At 62.3% G+C, this 17,570-nt stretch carries 16 protein-coding genes and 1 tRNA gene; 1 reads left to right on the top strand and 16 read right to left on the bottom strand.

Going from position 1 to position 17,570, the window contains the following annotated elements; translation table 11 throughout:
• From GPJ75_RS26930 to rpsL, 4 genes are all read right to left on the bottom strand, one after another.
• The coding region (locus GPJ75_RS26930) for a GTP-binding protein (protein WP_235911641.1) at positions 1-88 on the bottom strand (88 nt) is incomplete at its 3' end.
• Between the two features lie 60 nt (positions 89-148).
• Positions 149-2,239 carry an elongation factor G gene (gene fusA, locus GPJ75_RS26925; protein WP_163273212.1) on the bottom strand — a complete coding sequence of 697 codons (2,091 nt, stop codon included), beginning with the start codon at positions 2,237-2,239 and terminating at the stop codon, positions 149-151.
• Between the two features lie 27 nt (positions 2,240-2,266).
• Complete coding sequence (gene rpsG / locus GPJ75_RS26920; protein WP_163273210.1) at positions 2,267-2,737, bottom strand: 30S ribosomal protein S7; 471 nt, start codon at positions 2,735-2,737, stop codon at positions 2,267-2,269.
• A 61-nt stretch (positions 2,738-2,798) separates the two neighbouring features.
• Positions 2,799-3,170, bottom strand: coding sequence for a 30S ribosomal protein S12 (gene rpsL / locus GPJ75_RS26915; RefSeq protein ID WP_159593254.1), 372 nt, complete (start codon positions 3,168-3,170; stop codon positions 2,799-2,801).
• Positions 3,171-3,638: 468 nt separating this feature from the next.
• Between rpsL and GPJ75_RS26910 the strand changes: the two genes are divergently transcribed.
• Positions 3,639-3,920 carry a transcriptional regulator gene (locus tag GPJ75_RS26910; RefSeq protein ID WP_159593257.1) on the top strand — a complete coding sequence of 94 codons (282 nt, stop codon included), beginning with the start codon at positions 3,639-3,641 and terminating at the stop codon, positions 3,918-3,920.
• 55 nt (positions 3,921-3,975) lie between these two features.
• On the opposite strand, the gene GPJ75_RS26905 is transcribed toward GPJ75_RS26910, so the two are convergent.
• From GPJ75_RS26905 to GPJ75_RS26850, 12 genes are all read right to left on the bottom strand, one after another.
• Entirely contained in the window at positions 3,976-4,371 is a 396-nt protein-coding gene (locus tag GPJ75_RS26905; RefSeq protein WP_163273208.1) for a hypothetical protein, read from the bottom strand.
• Positions 4,372-4,686: 315 nt separating this feature from the next.
• Positions 4,687-8,883 carry a DNA-directed RNA polymerase subunit beta' gene (gene rpoC / locus GPJ75_RS26900; protein ID WP_163273206.1) on the bottom strand — a complete coding sequence of 1,399 codons (4,197 nt, stop codon included), beginning with the start codon at positions 8,881-8,883 and terminating at the stop codon, positions 4,687-4,689.
• Positions 8,884-9,029: 146 nt separating this feature from the next.
• Positions 9,030-13,166 carry a DNA-directed RNA polymerase subunit beta gene (rpoB, locus tag GPJ75_RS26895; protein ID WP_163273204.1) on the bottom strand — a complete coding sequence of 1,379 codons (4,137 nt, stop codon included), beginning with the start codon at positions 13,164-13,166 and terminating at the stop codon, positions 9,030-9,032.
• A gap of 179 nt (positions 13,167-13,345) precedes the next feature.
• Complete coding sequence (rplL, locus tag GPJ75_RS26890; RefSeq protein ID WP_163273202.1) at positions 13,346-13,723, bottom strand: 50S ribosomal protein L7/L12; 378 nt, start codon at positions 13,721-13,723, stop codon at positions 13,346-13,348.
• A gap of 54 nt (positions 13,724-13,777) precedes the next feature.
• Positions 13,778-14,296, bottom strand: coding sequence for a 50S ribosomal protein L10 (gene rplJ / locus GPJ75_RS26885; RefSeq protein WP_163273200.1), 519 nt, complete (start codon positions 14,294-14,296; stop codon positions 13,778-13,780).
• Between the two features lie 352 nt (positions 14,297-14,648).
• The gene (gene rplA, locus GPJ75_RS26880; RefSeq protein ID WP_159593278.1) at positions 14,649-15,350 is read right to left on the bottom strand and encodes a 50S ribosomal protein L1; all 702 of its coding nucleotides are present in this window, start codon (positions 15,348-15,350) and stop codon (positions 14,649-14,651) included.
• 4 nt (positions 15,351-15,354) lie between these two features.
• A complete protein-coding gene (gene rplK, locus GPJ75_RS26875) occupies positions 15,355-15,783 on the bottom strand; it encodes a 50S ribosomal protein L11 (protein WP_163273198.1) in 429 nt (142 codons plus the stop codon).
• A 126-nt stretch (positions 15,784-15,909) separates the two neighbouring features.
• Entirely contained in the window at positions 15,910-16,437 is a 528-nt protein-coding gene (gene nusG, locus GPJ75_RS26870) for a transcription termination/antitermination protein NusG (protein WP_159593284.1), read from the bottom strand.
• Between the two features lie 30 nt (positions 16,438-16,467).
• The gene (gene secE, locus GPJ75_RS26865) at positions 16,468-16,671 is read right to left on the bottom strand and encodes a preprotein translocase subunit SecE (protein WP_163273196.1); all 204 of its coding nucleotides are present in this window, start codon (positions 16,669-16,671) and stop codon (positions 16,468-16,470) included.
• A 241-nt stretch (positions 16,672-16,912) separates the two neighbouring features.
• Positions 16,913-16,988 (bottom strand) — tRNA-Trp (locus tag GPJ75_RS26860).
• 139 nt (positions 16,989-17,127) lie between these two features.
• Positions 17,128-17,391: a globin family protein gene (locus GPJ75_RS26855; RefSeq protein WP_343036431.1), complete on the bottom strand. Its 264-nt coding sequence runs from the start codon at positions 17,389-17,391 to the stop codon at positions 17,128-17,130.
• A 92-nt stretch (positions 17,392-17,483) separates the two neighbouring features.
• Positions 17,484-17,570, bottom strand: an 87-nt coding sequence (locus tag GPJ75_RS26850; protein ID WP_484482039.1) for an EF-Tu C-terminal domain-related protein, incomplete at its 5' end; no start/stop codon positions are given.

Genomic DNA, 17,570 nt, shown 5'->3' with positions numbered 1-17,570 from the left:
CCGTCAGTGACGTCTTCCCATGGTCAACGTGACCAATCGTCCCGATGTTCACATGCGGCTTCGTGCGCTCAAATTTACCTTTGGCCATGTGAGGTCTCCGTTATTCTCTGCCTATTCAGGCCTTGCTTCAGTGAGCCCGCTCGGGCGATCACGCGAACTTCTTCTGGATCTCCTGCGCCACAGCGCTGGGGACCGGCTCATAGTGGTCGAACTGCATCGTGTACTGGGCACGGCCCTGGGACATCGAGCGCAGATTGTCGACATATTTGAACATGTTGGCGAGCGGCACCATGGCGTTGACGACGGTCGCGATACCGCGCGCCTCCGTGCCCTGGATCTGCCCGCGGCGGGAGTTCAGATCGCCGATGACGTCGCCCACATAATCTTCCGGCGTCACCACCTCGACCTTCATGATCGGCTCGAGAAGCTGGGCACCGGCCTTCTGGGCGCCTTCACGGAAAGCCGCACGTGCGGCAATCTCGAAGGCCAGGACGGACGAGTCGACGTCGTGGTAGGCACCGTCGATGAGCGTCGCCTTCACGCCCAGCATCGGGAAGCCAGCCACTGGGCCGGAGGACATGACACTCTCGATGCCCTTCTGCACGCCGGGGATGTACTCCTTCGGCACGGAACCGCCGACAACCTTGGATTCGAAGACGAAATCCTCGCCTTCCGGGTTAGGCTCGAAGACAATCTTGACGCGGGCGAACTGGCCGGAACCGCCGGTCTGCTTCTTGTGCGTGTAGTCGATCTCTGCCTGCCGCGTGATGGTCTCGCGGTAGGCCACCTGCGGCGCGCCGACATTGGCCTCGACCTTGAACTCACGCTTCATACGGTCGACGATGATGTCGAGGTGAAGCTCTCCCATGCCGGCAATGATCGTCTGGCCGGATTCCTCGTCGGACTTGACGCGGAAGGACGGATCCTCCGCAGCCAGACGGCTGAGCGCCAGACCCATCTTCTCCTGGTCGCCCTTGGTCTTGGGCTCGATTGCGATCTGGATGACCGGCTCGGGGAACTCCATACGCTCCAGGATGACCGGCTTCACCGGGTCACACAGCGTGTCGCCCGTGGTCGTCTCCTTGAGGCCCGCCAGCGCCACGATGTCGCCGGCATACGCCACTTCAAGGTCGGACCGCGAGTTGGAGTGCATCTGCAGCATGCGGCCGATACGCTCACGCTTGTCTTTCACCGTATTGGCGAGCGACACGCCCTTGGTGAGGACGCCGGAATAAATGCGGCAGAAGGTGAGCGAGCCAACGAAGGGATCGTTCATGATCTTGAAAGCGAGCATCGACAGCGGCTCGTCGTCCGACGACTTGCGCGTCACCTCACCCTCGGTCTTCGGATCGATGCCCCGGATCGACGGCACCTCCACCGGCGAGGGCAGGAAGTCTACGACGCCGTCGAGCAACGGCTGCACGCCCTTGTTCTTGAAGGCCGAGCCGCAGAACATCGGGAAGAACTTCACCTCAATGGTGCCCTTGCGGATGAGCTTGCGGATTTCGTCGTTGGACGGCATCTCGCCCTCGAGATAACGCTCCATCGCCGCCTCATCCATCTCGACGGCGGCCTCGATCAGCTTCTCACGGTATTCCTCGGCCTGCGCCTGCATGTCGGCCGGGATATCCAGAACGTCCCACGCCGCACCGAGGTTCTCCGACTGCCAGATAAGCGCCTTCATCTCGATGAGGTCGACGACGCCGGCGAAATCGCTCTCGGCGCCGATGGGAAGCTGCATGATGACAGGCGCGGCACCAAGCCGCGTCTTGACCATCTCGGCCGAACGATAGAAGTCGGCGCCGATCTTGTCCATCTTGTTGCAGAAGATCATGCGCGGCACGCCGTACTTGTCGGCTTGGCGCCACACGGTCTCGGTCTGCGGCTCCACGCCAGCATTGGCGTCGAGTAGCGCGATGGCGCCGTCGAGCACGCGCAGCGAGCGCTCCACCTCGATGGTGAAGTCCACGTGGCCAGGCGTGTCGATGATGTTGAAGCGGCGCTTCTTGCCGTCGCGACCTTCCCAGAAGGTGGTCGTGGCAGCAGAGGTAATGGTGATACCCCGCTCCTGCTCCTGCTCCATCCAGTCCATGGTGGCCGCGCCGTCATGGACTTCGCCGATCTTGTGCGACTTGCCGGTGTAAAACAGGACGCGCTCGGTCGTTGTCGTCTTGCCGGCGTCGATGTGCGCCATGATACCGAAGTTTCGGTAATCTTCGATCTTATACTCGCGGGCCATCGTGGATACCTCTTCCTTCCTCTCGCACTACCAGCGGTAATGAGAGAACGCACGGTTGGCCTCGGCCATCTTGTGCGTATCTTCGCGCTTCTTGACGGCAGTGCCGCGATTGTTGGACGCATCCATGAGCTCGCCCGACAGGCGCTCGACCATGGTGGTCTCGTTACGGTTGCGAGCAGCCGTGATCAGCCAGCGAATGGCGAGCGCCTGTCGACGTTCCGGGCGCACGTCAACCGGCACCTGATAGGTGGCACCGCCGACACGCCTGGAGCGCACTTCGACATGCGGCGCAACGTTGTCCAGCGCCTGGTGGAAGATAGCCACCGGCTCCTGCTTGGTCTTTTCCTGCACCTGATCGAGCGCGCCATAGACGATCTGCTCGGCGACGGACTTCTTGCCGTCCAGCATGATGGCATTCATGAACTTGGTCACAACCTGATCGCCGAACTTCGGGTCCGGGTTGATTTCGCGCTTCTCTGCACGGTGACGTCGGGACATCTTCTTCGTCTCTCACCTTCAAGGCTCGGCGCAAAAACAAAAGCGCCGAAGCCGGGAAACCCTACTTCGGACGCTTAGCACCATATTTGGAGCGGCGCTGCTTGCGGCTTTTCACACCCTGCGTGTCGAGCACGCCGCGGATGATGTGATAGCGCACGCCGGGAAGGTCTTTCACGCGGCCGCCGCGGATCATCACCACGGAGTGCTCCTGCAGGTTATGACCCTCACCCGGGATGTAGCCGATCACCTCGAAGCCGTTGGCAAGCCGGATCTTCGCCACCTTGCGCATGGCCGAGTTCGGCTTCTTCGGCGAAGTCGTATAGACGCGCGTGCACACACCCCGCTTCTGCGGGTTGGCCTGCATGGCCGGCACCTTGTTGCGCTTCACCGGCGCCTTGCGCGGCTTGTTGATCAGCTGGTTTACGGTCGGCATCAAACCTTCCCTTGTTTCAATCTCGTGTCTCAAGTCGACGGAGTCGCGTTACGACGAGGACAGTGCTCCATATGCAAATTCAGGCATCAAACCGCCTGACTGCGGTCCTGCCCGAACAAAAGCAGAGGAAGCGGCAAACCGCTTCATGCGCCGGAAGTCTGTCGCTCGTATAAACGAACCCTGTTTGAGGCTTTGCTTCAGGGCGCGTCGCCCCGAAAAGAAAGGCCTCACATCGGCTCAGACGCGGCGGGTAATACGCGCAACGCGAGCCACCGTCAACCCCGCTCCGGCAATTATCTTGCGCAATCGGACCGGCGTGGGCGCTCGGGCACCGTGAACGATTATCCGCCCCTCGATATGAGGTGAGGATGGAGGAATTTCCACCCCCACCCTGTTGCCCATATGCCGGAAATGCGACAATTCGCGCTACATCGAGCAGGATCGGCAGAACGCAAAAGGAATCAGCCCATGAACGACAATGAGCAGCCGCCCGTCACCATCATCACCGGCCGGGTCTGGCGCGAGGCGGGCGGAGACAGCGAGGGCGTGCACGTCATGCTCATGGCGCCCGACGACGACACGGCGGTGCGCCTTGCGCTGGAAGCACTGGCGCAAGAAGGCTATGCGGAGGCCGAACTCGACCAAATCGGCGAGATGGAAGGTGCCCCCGACGAAGAGCCGCACCTGTCGGCCTGGCAGGGCGCCACGGAAGGCGAGATCGCCATCGTCACGTTCGACGAGCCGGCATAGCGCCTCCCCTCTCCTCAGTCGCGCTACCTTGCAGAGAGGGAAGGTGCTGCCCCCGTCAGAAGCAATAGCCCAAGTCGTACCGAAAATGCCGGTGGCGCCAATGGTGCCGATCGAACCAGTCGTCATGGCAGTAGATCACCTTCGGACGGTTCATCTCCGCCGCGGCCTCCACGGCCGCATTCTTGGCTCGAACCGACTCGACCTCCCGCCGAATGCAATCCGCCATCTCCTTGTCGCCGCTCTTGTAGCCGTAGGCGGAGCAGCGCGCCGAGAAATAGGTGGCGACAGTTGCGGGCGCAGCAGTCTGGAGCCAGGCGGAGGATTCCGGCCTACCGAGAAGAAGTTCGCCTTGCGTGCCCGTGCAGGCGGCGCAAAGCGTAATAATCGGAAAAATAGCGTATCTGAAAGAGGCCTTCATAATTCCCTTCTCCTTTGATGCCTGCAGCGACATACATTGCCGCAGCGCCCCCAAAGTCGAAGCTGGCTCTTCAATTGATGGACTAACCTGCCTCCGGCGGAAGAAGCTGTATGCTTAAAAGCAGAGGCAAGCACCTGAATGCGCCAGATGTTACAAATTTAAATAAAGTAGATATTCTTTTCTTCTCTGGATCGAGTTAACAACTTGTGGTTTAATATAAAAATAGATACTACTCGTCAATACGCCGTTTGAAACAGCGTTAATTCAAAAATTCACCCTGAAACGAAAAGAAGCCGCCGGACTACCCGGCGGCTTCTCGCAAAGTAAGGTGATGGACGGGTTCTCTGCCTACTCGGCTGCACCCGTCATATCGGCTAGCGCGGCCTCGGCCGTCTCCGCACCCGACTCCTTGCGCCGCTCGTCTAGGATAAGTTCGTCGCGCGAACGGGCGATGCGCCGGATCTGGCTCATGGCGCCGCCAGTACCGGCCGGAATGAGGCGGCCGACGATGACGTTCTCCTTGAGCCCCTGCAGCGTGTCGATCTTGCCGGCGACCGAAGCCTCCGTCAGCACCCGCGTCGTCTCCTGGAAGGAAGCGGCGGAGATGAAGGACGGCGTCTGCAGTGAGGCCTTGGTGATGCCGAGCAGCACCGGCTGGCCTTCGGCCGGCTTCTTGCCTTCCTCGACCAACCGGTCGTTGACCTCGTCGAACTCGACCTGGTCCACGTGATCGCCGGGAATATAGGTCGAATCGCCCTGCGCCGTGATCTCAACCTTCTGCAGCATCTGGCGAACGATCACCTCGATGTGCTTGTCGTTGATCATCACGCCCTGCAACCGGTAGACCTCCTGGATCTCGTTGACGAGGTAGGAGGCCAGTGCCTCAACGCCCTTGATCGCCAGGATGTCGTGCGGCGCCGGATTGCCGTCGAGGATGAAGTCGCCCTTCTCGATGACGTCGCCGTCCTGCAGATGGAACGGCTTGCCCTTCGGAATCAGGTATTCCACCGGCTCCAGCGTCGAGTCATGCGGCTCGATGACGATGCGGCGCTTGTTCTTGTAGTCGCGGCCGAAACGCACCGTGCCGTCGATCTCGGCGATGATGGCATGGTCCTTCGGACGCCGTGCCTCGAACAGCTCCGCCACCCGCGGCAGACCGCCGGTGATGTCCTTGGTCTTCGCGCTTTCCAACGGAACACGCGCAAGCACGTCGCCGGGCTGCACCTTTGCACCGGGCTCGGTCGACAGCACCGCCTCCACCGAAAGCAGGAAGCGTGCCTCGCCGCCACGGGCGAGCTTGGCCACCTTGCCCTTGGAGTCGAGGATGGTAATCGCCGGCTTGAGGTCCGAGCCGCGCGGCGTCGACCGCCAGTCGACGACCTCGCGCTTGGTGATGCCGGTCGATTCGTCCGTCGTCTCCTGCACCGAGATACCGTCAACCAGGTCCTCGAAGGCCACGGTGCCCTCGACTTCGGTCAGCATCGGCCGCGTGTACGGATCCCACTCGGCAATGCGCTGGCCGCGCTTCACCTTGTCGCCGTCATCCACGTAAATCCGTGAACCGTAGGCGATGCGGTGCGAGGCACGCTCGGCGCCGCCCTCGTCGAGGATCAGCACCGCCATGTTGCGGCCCATGACGACCAGATGGCCGTCGGAGTTACGCACGACGTTGCGGTTGCGGATCGCCACCTTCCCCTCGAAGGAAGCTTCGAGGAAGGACTGGTCCACCACCTGAGCGGTGCCGCCCATGTGGAAGGTACGCATGGTGAGCTGGGTGCCCGGCTCGCCGATCGACTGCGCCGCGATGACGCCGACGGCCTCGCCGATATTGACCGGCGTGCCACGCGCCAGATCGCGGCCGTAGCAGACGGCACAGACACCACTCCTCATCTCACAGGTAAGTGCGGAGCGGATGCGCACGGTCTGGATGCCGGCGGCCTCGATGGCCTCGACATCGCGCTCGTCGATGAGGCGACCGGCCGGCACGATGACCTCGCCGGTCGCTGGGTTGACCACGTCATCGAGTGCGGTACGGCCAAGCACGCGCTGGCCGATGGAGGCAACCACCTGACCGGCGTCGACGATGGGCTGCATGGTGAGGCCCTTGTCGGTACCGCAATCGGGCGTGACCACGATACAATCCTGCGCCACGTCGACGAGACGCCGCGTCAGGTAGCCCGAGTTCGCCGTCTTGAGCGCCGTGTCGGCAAGGCCCTTGCGCGCGCCGTGGGTGGAGTTGAAGTACTCCATCACGGTCAAGCCTTCCTTGAAGTTCGAGATGATCGGCGTCTCGATGATGGAGCCGTCCGGACGTGCCATCAGGCCGCGCATGCCGGCAAGCTGGCGCATCTGCGCCGGCGAACCGCGGGCACCCGAATGCGACATCATGTAGATCGAGTTCATCGGCTTCTGGCGCTTGTCCTCGCCGAACTCGATCGCCTTGATGCGCTTCATCATCTCGTCGGCGACCTTCTCCGAGCACTTGGCCCAGGCGTCGACGACCTTGTTGTACTTCTCACCCTGGGTGATCAGACCGTCGTTGTACTGCTGCTCGTACTCCTTAGCCAGTGCCTCGGTCTCCGCGACCAGATTGACCTTGGTGTCGGGGATCAGCATGTCGTCCTTGCCGAAGGAGATGCCCGCCGTGCAGGCGCGGGTAAATCCGAGCGACATGATCCGGTCGCAGAAGATCACCGTCTCCTTCTGGCCGCAGTGACGGTAGACCGTATCGATCATCTTGGAGATGTTCTTCTTGGTCATCTCCTGATTGCAGATATCGAAGGGCACGTTCGGGTTCTTCGGCAGAAGCTCGCCGATGATCATGCGGCCGGGCGTCGTCTCGTGAATCTGCGAGACCTGATTGCCGTCATGGTCGACGGTCTTGAAGCGACCCTTGATCTTGGTGTGCAGCGTGACGACCTTGGTCTCGAGCGCATGGTGCAATTCGCCCATGTCGGCAAACACCATCCCCTCGCCCGGCTCGTTCTGGTTCATGATGGACAGGTAGTAGAGACCCAGAACCATATCCTGCGAGGGCACGATGATCGGTGCGCCTGAGGCCGGGTGCAGGATATTGTTGGTCGACATCATGAGCACGCGCGCTTCGAGCTGCGCTTCCAGCGACAGCGGCACGTGGACGGCCATCTGGTCACCGTCGAAGTCGGCGTTGAAGGCGGTGCAGACCAGCGGATGAAGCTGGATCGCCTTGCCTTCGATGAGCACTGGCTCGAAGGCCTGGATGCCGAGGCGGTGCAGCGTGGGCGCACGGTTCAAGAGCACCGGATGCTCGCGGATCACCTCATCGAGGATGTCCCAGACCTCCGGACGCTCTTTCTCCACCAGCTTCTTCGCCTGCTTGACGGTGGACGAAAAGCCCTTGGCGTCCAGACGTGCGTAGATGAAGGGCTTGAAGAGCTCCAGCGCCATCTTCTTCGGCAGGCCGCACTGGTGCAGCTTCAGTTCCGGACCCGTCACGATGACGGAGCGGCCGGAATAGTCGACGCGCTTGCCGAGCAGGTTCTGGCGGAAGCGGCCCTGCTTGCCCTTCAGCATGTCGGACAGCGACTTCAGCGGCCGCTTGTTGGCACCCGTGATGACGCGGCCACGGCGGCCGTTGTCGAACAGCGCGTCGACGGCCTCCTGCAGCATACGCTTCTCGTTGCGGATGATGATGCCGGGCGCCCTGAGCTCGATCAGCCGCTTCAGACGGTTGTTGCGGTTGATGACGCGGCGGTAGAGATCGTTGAGATCCGACGTCGCAAACCGGCCGCCGTCGAGTGGCACCAGCGGGCGCAGGTCCGGCGGGATGACCGGGACGATCTTCATGATCATCCATTCCGGCCGGTTGCCGGACTCCAGGAAATTTTCCACGACCTTGAGCCGCTTCAGAAGCTTCTTCTGCTTGAGCTCCGACGTGGTGGAGGCAAGCTCCGAGCGCAAGTCGCCGGCGATCTTCTCCAGGTCCATGCCGGCCAGAAGGTGATGGATCGCTTCCGCGCCGATCATGGCCGTAAAGGAATCTTCGCCGAACTCGTCGACGGCGATCATGTACTCCTCTTCGGAGAGAAGCTGATTCTCCTTGAGAGACGTCAGGCCGGGCTCGGTCACGATGTAGTTCTCGAAGTAGAGAACCCGCTCGATGTCCTTCAGCGTCATGTCGAGCAGCGTGCCGATGCGCGAGGGCAGCGACTTCAGGAACCAGATGTGGGCAACGGGCGCGGCCAGCTCGATGTGCCCCATGCGCTCGCGGCGCACGCGCGACAGCGTGACCTCGACACCGCACTTCTCGCAGATGACGCCCTTGTATTTCATGCGCTTGTATTTGCCGCACAGGCACTCGTAGTCCTTGATGGGACCGAAAATGCGCGCGCAGAACAGGCCGTCACGCTCCGGCTTGAAGGTGCGGTAGTTGATGGTCTCCGGCTTCTTGATTTCGCCGTAGGACCAGGACAGGATCTTCTCCGGGCTCGCCAGCGAAATCCGGATGGAATCGAAGGTCTGTGCCGGCGCCTGAGGGTTGAACAGGTTCATGACCTCTTGGTTCATGCCGATCTCCTTTGCGGGACATTAAGTCCCTTGGTCATTCTGCGGTCGTAGCGGGCACCCAGCGGCTCGTCTCGTTCCTGCTGGTCGCCGCATCGCCGTCGATACGGGCGGTGCGCCGCGATCCAAGACCGCGGCGCATACGCAATTCACTCTGCTGCGTCGGGCAGTTGTGCCGGCGGCTCTTCCAAGCGCGAGTTCTCGAGCTCCACATTGAGGCCCAGAGAGCGCATCTCCTTGACCAGCACGTTGAAGCTCTCGGGGATGCCCGCCTCGAAGGTGTCGTCGCCGCGCACGATGGCCTCGTAGACCTTGGTGCGGCCGGCCACGTCGTCCGACTTGACGGTGAGCATCTCCTGCAGCGTGTAGGCCGCGCCATAGGCTTCCAGCGCCCACACCTCCATCTCGCCGAAGCGCTGGCCACCGAACTGCGCCTTGCCGCCCAGCGGCTGCTGGGTGACGAGCGAGTACGGACCGATGGAGCGAGCGTGGATCTTGTCGTCCACCAGATGGTGCAGCTTCAGCATGTAGATGTAGCCCACCGTCACCTGGCGATCGAACGCTTCACCTGTGCGGCCGTCATACAGTGTCACCTGACCGCTCGAGTTGAGCCCCGCTTCCTCCAATACATCGTTGATGTCGGATTCGTGCGCGCCGTCGAAAACAGGCGTGGCGATGGAAACACCGCGGCGCATCTGCTCGCCGAGCCGTATGACGCTTTCGTCGTCATACGCACGCACCGGTTCGTTGCGGTCGTTGTCCGGGATCAGCTTCTCAATCGTCTTCCGGAGCGGCTTGATATCGCCCTTCTCCTTATAGGCATCGATCAATTCGCCGATCTGCCGGCCCATGCCCGCGCAGGCCCAGCCAAGATGCGTCTCCAGGATCTGGCCGACATTCATGCGGCTCGGCACGCCGAGCGGGTTGAGCACGATGTCCACGTGGGTACCGTCATCGAGGAACGGCATGTCCTCGATGGGCACGATCTTCGAGACGACGCCCTTGTTGCCGTGCCGGCCGGCCATCTTGTCTCCGGGCTGCATCTTACGCTTCACGGCGACGAAGACCTTGACCATCTTCATGACGCCGGGGGGCATCTCGTCGCCGCGCTGCACCTTCTCGACCTTGTCCATGAAGCGCTGTTCCAGCGCGCTCTTGGACTCGTCGTACTGGGCACGCAACGCTTCGAGCCCGGTCTGCTGCTTCTCGTTCTCGACGGCGAACTGCCACCACTGCGAACGCGGATACTCGTCAAGGAGTTCCGAAGTCAGCTTGGTGCCCTTCTTGAAGCCCTTGGGCCCGGCGATCGCCGTCTTGCCGATTAGCATGTCGGCAAGACGCGCATAGACGTTGCGGTCGAGGATCGACTGCTCGTCGTCGCGGTCCTTGGCGAGCCGCTCGATCTCCTCGCGCTCGATCGCCATGGCGCGCTCGTCCTTCTCCACGCCGTGGCGGTTGAAGACGCGCACCTCGACCACCGTTCCGTAGGTGCCGGGCGGCATGCGCATGGAGGTATCGCGGACGTCGGACGCCTTCTCGCCGAAGATGGCGCGCAGGAGCTTTTCCTCCGGCGTCATCGGGCTCTCCCCCTTCGGCGTGATCTTGCCGACCAGGATATCTCCCGGCTGCACTTCCGCGCCGATATAGACGATGCCCGCCTCATCGAGGTTCTTCAGCGCCTCTTCCGAAACATTCGGAATGTCACGCGTGATCTCTTCCGGTCCGAGCTTGGTGTCGCGCGCCATGATCTCGAATTCCTCGATGTGGATCGAGGTGAAGACATCGTCGCGCACGATGCGCTCGGAGAGCAGGATGGAGTCCTCGTAGTTATAGCCGTTCCACGGCATGAAGGCGACGAGGACGTTGCGGCCGAGCGCCAAGTCGCCCAGGTCAGTCGACGGGCCATCGGCGATGATGTCGCCCTTGTTGATCTCATCGCCCACCCGCACCAGCGGACGCTGGTTGATGCAGGTGTTCTGGTTGGAGCGCTGGAACTTCTGCAGCCGGTAGATGTCGACACCGGACTGCGAGGCGTCCACGTCCTCCGTGGCGCGGATAACGACACGCGTCGCGTCCACCTGGTCGACCACGCCCGTGCGGCGGGCGGCAATAGCCGCGCCCGAATCGCGCGCCACCACCGGCTCCATGCCGGTGCCCACGAAGGGGGCCTCGGCACGCACCAGCGGCACGGCCTGGCGCTGCATGTTCGAGCCCATAAGCGCGCGGTTGGCGTCGTCGTTCTCCAGGAACGGAATGAGCGCGGCGGCAACCGAAACAAGCTGCTTCGGCGAGACGTCCATCAGGTCGACGTTCTCGCGTGGCGCCATCATCACCTCGCCGGCGTGGCGGCAGACCACGAACTCGTCGGCGAAGCGGCCGTCCTTGTCGATCTCGGCGTTGGCCTGGGCAACATAGTGCTTGGCCTCTTCCATCGCCGACAGGTAGACGACGTCCTCGCTCACCTTTCCATCGATGATCCTGCGGTACGGCGTCTCGATGAAGCCGTACTTGTTGACCCGGGCGAAGGTGGCGAGCGAGTTGATGAGGCCGATGTTCGGACCTTCCGGCGTCTCGATCGGGCAGATGCGGCCGTAGTGGGTCGGGTGCACGTCGCGCACCTCGAAGCCCGCCCGCTCGCGGGTGAGACCGCCCGGGCCGAGCGCCGACAGGCGCCGCTTATGGGTGATCTCCGACAGCGGGTTGGTCTGGTCCATGAACTGCGAAAGCTGCGAGGAGCCGAAGAACTCGCGCACGGCGGCGGCCGCCGGCTTGGCGTTGATCAGGTCCTGCGGCATGACCGTGTCGATCTCGATCGACGACATGCGCTCCTTGATGGCGCGCTCCATGCGCAGAAGACCGACGCGGTACTGATTTTCCATCAGCTCGCCGACCGAACGCACCCGGCGGTTGCCGAGATTGTCGATATCGTCGATCTCGCCCTTGCCGTCGCGCAGCTCGACCAGCGTCTTCACCACGGCAACGATGTCTTCCTTGCGCAGGACGCGAACCGTGTCCTCGGCGTCGAGCTCGAGGCGCATGTTCATCTTCACCCGGCCGACGGCCGAAAGGTCGTAGCGCTCGGGATCGAAGAACAGCGAGTGGAACATCGCCTCCGCCGTCTCCAGCGTCGGCGGCTCGCCCGGGCGCATGACCCGGTAGATGTCGAACAGCGCGTCCTGGCGGGTCTCGTTCTTGTCGGCAACCAGCGTGTTGCGGATGTAGCCGCCGATATTGACGTGGTCGATGTCGAGGAAATGCACCTCCCCGGCGCCCGCGTCGAGCAGAACCTTGAGCGTCTTCTCGTCGATCTCGTCGCCGGCCTCGAGGAAGATCTCGCCCGTCTCCAGGTTGACGATGTCTTCGGCAAGGTAGTTGCCGATCAGGTCGTCCTCGCTGGCGCGAACGGCCTTCAGGCCTTTCTCCGCAAGCTGCCGAGCCTGGCGCGCCGTCATTTTCTTGCCGGCTTCCAGCACCACCTCGCCCGAATCGGCGTCGATGATGTCGGCCGTTGCCTTCATGCCGCGGAAGCGCTCGGCCGAGAACGGCACGCGCCAGTTCTCGCCGTCGCGGATATAGGTCAGCTGGTTATAGAAAGTCGAAAGGATCTCCTCACTGTCCATGCCGAGTGCCATCAGCAGCGACGTGGCGGGGATCTTGCGCCGGCGATCGATGCGCGCGTAGACGACATCCTTGGCGTCGAACTCGATGTCGAGCCAGGAGCCGCGATAGGGGATGACGCGCGCCGCGAAAAGCAGCTTGCCGGACGAGTGCGACTTGCCCTTGTCATGGTCGAAGAAGACACCCGGCGAGCGGTGCATCTGCGAGACGATCACGCGCTCGGTGCCGTTGACGATGAAGGTGCCGTTCGACGTCATGAGCGGCATGTCGCCCATGTAGACGTCCTGCTCCTTGATGTCCTTGATGGACTTGGCCTGCGTGTCCTCGTCGATATCGAACACGATAAGGCGCAGCGTCACCTTGAGCGGCGCCGCATAGGTGAGGTCGCGCTGGCGGCACTCCTCGGTGTCGAACTTCGGGGGCTCGAACTCGTACTTGACGAATTCGAGCATCGCCGTGCCGGCGAAATCCTGGATCGGAAACACCGACTTGAAAACCGCCTGCAGCCCCTCGTCGGGACGCCCGCCTTCGGGCTCCTCGACCATCAGAAACTGGTCATAGGATGCTTTTTGAACCTCGATGAGGTTCGGCATCTCCGCAACTTCCGGAATCTTCCCGAAAAACTTGCGTACGCGCCTGCGACCGTTGAAAGTCTGGGTCTGGGCCATCGTCGCTCCTTGCCTGCCGCTTGCCTGCCATAAGGGCCGCCCTTGAAGGCGACCAATCCAAACGGATGAAAACCCGTTTCCTGAAGGCCGCCTTGGAGGCCGTCAGGAAAAAGGTTTTCGCTTCAATTACGTCTTGCTGCCGGCCCGCGGACGGCTGCCCGCGGGCCGGCGGCAAGCACTTACTTCAGTTCGACCTTGGCGCCGGCCCCTTCGAGCTGCGCTTTGATCTTCTCGGCCTCGTCCTTCGACACGGCCTCCTTGACCGGCTTCGGTGCGGCCTCGACCAGGTCCTTGGCCTCCTTCAGGCCCAGGCCGGTGATGGCGCGCACTTCCTTGATCACGTTGATCTTCTGCGCACCGGCCTCAGCGAGAACGACGTCGAACTCGGTCTTCTCTTCCGCCGCCTCGGCAGGCGCACCGGCACCGCCGGCAGCCGCCACGGCCACCGGAGCCGCCGCGGAGACGCCCCACTTCTCTTCCAGCATCTTCGACAGCTCGGCCGCCTCGATGACGGTCAGGCTGGAAAGGTCATCAACGATCTTCGCAAGATCAGCCATTGTTCATTTCCTTCGTAAAAAGTTCGAACTGTGTTGCAGGTGTGAGGAACGGCCTCATGCCGCCTCGTCCTTCCGGGCATAGGCGCCAAAGACACGTGCAAGCTGGCCTGCCGGTGCATTGACGACCTGGGCGATCCGGGTTGCCGGCGTTGAGATCATGCCGACGATCTTCGCTCTGAGCTCGTCCAGCGACGGCAGCGAGGCAAGTGCCTTCACGCCGTCGGCGTCGAGCGTGGTCGCGCCCATCGCGCCGCCGAGGATGACAAGATTGTCATTGCCCTTGGCGAAATCGCTGGCGACCTTCGGAGCGACAACCGGATCGTCCGAGTAAGCAATCAGGGTCTGCCCCTCGAAGAGGGCCTGAATGCCTTCGGACTTGGTACCCTGAAGAGCGATCTTGGCGAGACGGTTCTTCGCGACCTTGACGGTCCCGCCTGCCTCGCGCATCTTCGACCGAAGGTCGTTCATCTGCGCGACGGTCAGACCGGTGTAGTGTGCCACGACGAGAGAACCGGTGTTCTCGAACACCTGGTTCAGGCCCGTGACGAACTCGCGTTTTTCCGCTCTGTCCACAGCCTTTCTCCAGTTGACGGCGCCCCTTTCTATAGGTTTGCCGCCGGGTTGCCTTTTGCCGGCCGGGCTTTCCTTCTCGGATCACCCGAACGACGCTCGAGGATCCTGCCCCCTTTCGCCGCGCCGGCAGAACCGGCAATCGGGCAAAAGGCCAACACGGTTCGAACCTTCCGTCGGCTTGCTTGCGCAAGACCTTAAGTTGGTTCTTACCCGTCTCATGCAGGCTCTTTCGAAGAATTAAGGCGAGCCGCCTGCAGTCTCGGACAGGATTGCCGGGGGATACCCCGGCTTCCGGGCCGTTGCCGCCCCGGAATGGATGCGCCGGAAAGGATGCCCCTTCCCGGCAGGAACTTTACGATGCGCTCAAGGTTGACGGGTCGATCTTGAGACCGGGGCCCATGGTCGACGTCAGGGCCACGCGCTTGACATAGTTGCCCTTGGCGCCTGACGGCTTGGCCTTGGTCACGGCATCGGCAAAAGCGCGCACATTCTCGGCAATCGCATTGGCATCGAAAGACGCCTTGCCGACGCCGGCATGCACGATGCCCGCCTTCTCGACCCGAAACTCGACAGCGCCGCCCTTGGAGGCCTCGACGGCGGCCGCAACGTCGGCCGTCACCGTGCCCACCTTCGGGTTCGGCATCAGGCCGCGCGGGCCCAGCACCTTGCCGAGCCGGCCGACCAGCGGCATCATGTCGGGCGTGGCAATGCAACGGTCGAAATCGATCTCGCCCTTCTGCACGCTTTCCACCAGATCCTCCGCACCGACAATGTCGGCGCCAGCGGCCTTGGCTTCATCCGCCTTGTCGCCCTTGGCGAAGACGGCCACCCGCACCGAGCGGCCGGTGCCGTTCGGCAGGTTGACGACGCCACGCACCATCTGGTCGGCATGGCGCGGATCGACGCCGAGGTTCATCGCCACTTCGATGGTCTCGTCGAACTTGGCCGTCGCCCGCTCCTTCAGAAGCTTCACCGCCTCCTCAAGCGAATAATGCTTGTTGCGGTCGACGCCCTCGCGGCTCTTGGCCACGCGCTTGGAAAGTTTCACAGCCATCTCTTCAGCCCACCACTTCCAGGCCCATGGAGCGGGCCGAGCCCTCCACCATGCGCATAGCCGCGTTCACATCGTTCGCGTTCAGGTCCGCCATCTTGGCTTCGGCGATCTTGCGCACCTTGTCGCGCGAAATCTGGCCGATCGTCTGCTTGCCCGGCTCCTTGGCGCCCGACTTCAGCTTCGCCTCCTTCTTGAGGAAGTAGCTCACCGGCGGGGTCTTCATGGTGAAGGTGAACGACTTGTCCTGGTAGTAGGTGATGACCACCGGGATGGGCGAACCCTTCTCCATTTCCTGGCTCTGCGCGTTGAACGCCTTGCAGAACTCCATGATGTTGATGCCACGCTGTCCAAGCGCAGGTCCAATGGGCGGCGACGGCGTCGCCGACCCCGCGGGAACCTGAAGCTTGAGCTGGCCTGCAATCTTCTTAGCCATCTCTCATCTGCCTCGTTTCATGCCGGCCCTTAGGCGGCGGTTGCAGTTCGGTGGTGCGGACACCAGCGGCCGGCTACGCCGCCTTATCCTTCCACCATTATCGTTCCGGGAAGCCGGAACCGCCGATCAGCTCTTCTCGACCTGACCGAACTCCAGATCGACGGGCACGGCGCGCCCGAAGATCGAAACCTCCACCTTGAGGCGCGAACGCTCCTCGTCGACCTCTTGGACGGCTCCGTTGAAAGAAGCGAAGGGACCATCGGAAACACGCACCTGCTCGCCGATTTCGAAGGTCACCGAAGGCTTCGGCCGCTCGACACCTTCCTGGACCTGGTGCAAGATGCGCTCGGCCTCCGCCTGCGTAATCGGCACTGGCCTGGAATCACCCAGAAAACCGGTCACCTTGGGCGTGTTCTTAATGAGGCTGAACACCGCATCAGTCAGATCGGCCTTTACCAGCACGTAACCCGGGAAGAATTTGCGCTCGGCATCGACCTTGCGACCACGACGCACCTCGACGACCTTTTCCGTCGGCACGACGACCTCTTCGATCGCGTTGCTCAGCCCTTTCTGGCGCGCCTGCTCCTCGATCGATTCGGCAACCTTCTTCTCGAAATTCGAGTAAGCGTGGACGATGTACCACCGCGCAGTCATTTCAAAAAACTCTCCCTATGCCGCCGTCGCTTAAGAGCCGATCTGCAGAATCAGTTCGATTGCCCACGACATCACCTGGTCAGCGGCAAAAAAGAAGAGCGCAGCCAAGGCGGCGAATGCGAGCACCATGACGGTGGAAATCAGTGTCTCCCTCCGCGACGGCCATGTCACCTTCGCCGTTTCGGCCCGTACCTGCTGCAGAAACGTGAAAGGGTTCGTGGTCTTAGACGCCATCTATCGCTCTATATTTTGAAGCGCCGGGAAATCCCGGTTCTCTCGCCGCGTGTCGCGCCCACGTGGAAACCCGGACGCGATGCGAAGCCGGCCCTGCGAATCGCCACCTTGCTCCAGACACGCGACAAAGGCGCGTAAAGCCGTTCCCCGGCTCCACGCACCGTGTCCGCTCCCTACATAGTGCCAATCACCCCTCTACGCAAGGGCCTTTCTCGGCAATCGTGGGACCTGAAAACGAAGGTGGCAGGGGCAGCAGGGCTCGAACCTGCGACCTGCGGTTTTGGAGACCGCCGCTCTACCAACTGAGCTATACCCCTTCCCGCCTACGCTCAGCGCGCTACGGGCAGGCGCTTCCTAAGGATTTCCATCCTATCTGTAAAGTATCTTTGCACCAATTTAGGCTCCAACTCAGGCAAAGTCCGCGTTCTTTGCCGCCAGCGGTGTGCAAATCTGCTTTCAGGAACCGGACTGCGGCTGATAGGGGCCGCCTGGCACACCCCAGCCCCATTGGGGCATGGGTTCCTCGGCGGGTCCGTAGCCCGGCTTCCGGTTGGAGTTGAATTTCGCCAATCGGGTACCCCACTCGACATAGGCCATGAAGGCGGAGCGGAATTCCGGATCATCCGGCAGGTCGACCGCATCGGCCGCGTCCTGGAGCAGATCGATCCAGCGGCGGCGCTGCTCCTCCGTCAAGTGCCGGTTCAGATGATGCGTGATCATTTCATGGTGGCCGCCGAGCCTCACCGCCGGTCAAACAAAAAAGGGCGGCCGAAGCCGCCCTTTGTTCACCAGTCGCAGGCAGTCGCCAACAGTTACTCAGTGATTGCCGCGACGATACCGGCGCCGACGGTGCGGCCGCCCTCGCGGATGGCGAAGCGCAGGCGCTCCTCCATGGCGAT

The organism is Chelativorans alearensis (genome assembly GCF_010993735.1).
GTDB lineage: Bacteria > Pseudomonadota > Alphaproteobacteria > Rhizobiales > Rhizobiaceae > Chelativorans > Chelativorans alearense.
This window is presented reverse-complemented; position numbering and strand designations above follow the sequence as displayed.

Coding starts and splice junctions, on each gene's coding strand:
- rpsL (WP_159593254.1), bottom strand. CDS start 3,170: ATGCCGACCGTAAACCAGCTGATCAACAAGCCGCGCAAGGCGCCGGTG.
- rplK (WP_163273198.1), bottom strand. CDS start 15,783: ATGGCTAAGAAGATTGCAGGCCAGCTCAAGCTTCAGGTTCCCGCGGGG.
- rplA (WP_159593278.1), bottom strand. CDS start 15,350: ATGGCTGTGAAACTTTCCAAGCGCGTGGCCAAGAGCCGCGAGGGCGTC.
- rpoC (WP_163273206.1), bottom strand. CDS start 8,883: ATGAACCAAGAGGTCATGAACCTGTTCAACCCTCAGGCGCCGGCACAG.
- GPJ75_RS26910 (WP_159593257.1), top strand. CDS start 3,639: ATGAACGACAATGAGCAGCCGCCCGTCACCATCATCACCGGCCGGGTC.
- GPJ75_RS26905 (WP_163273208.1), bottom strand. CDS start 4,371: ATGTCGCTGCAGGCATCAAAGGAGAAGGGAATTATGAAGGCCTCTTTC.
- rplL (WP_163273202.1), bottom strand. CDS start 13,723: ATGGCTGATCTTGCGAAGATCGTTGATGACCTTTCCAGCCTGACCGTC.
- secE (WP_163273196.1), bottom strand. CDS start 16,671: ATGGCGTCTAAGACCACGAACCCTTTCACGTTTCTGCAGCAGGTACGG.
- rpoB (WP_163273204.1), bottom strand. CDS start 13,166: ATGGCCCAGACCCAGACTTTCAACGGTCGCAGGCGCGTACGCAAGTTT.
- nusG (WP_159593284.1), bottom strand. CDS start 16,437: ATGACTGCGCGGTGGTACATCGTCCACGCTTACTCGAATTTCGAGAAG.
- rpsG (WP_163273210.1), bottom strand. CDS start 2,737: ATGTCCCGACGTCACCGTGCAGAGAAGCGCGAAATCAACCCGGACCCG.
- fusA (WP_163273212.1), bottom strand. CDS start 2,239: ATGGCCCGCGAGTATAAGATCGAAGATTACCGAAACTTCGGTATCATG.
- GPJ75_RS26855 (WP_343036431.1), bottom strand. CDS start 17,391: ATGATCACGCATCATCTGAACCGGCACTTGACGGAGGAGCAGCGCCGC.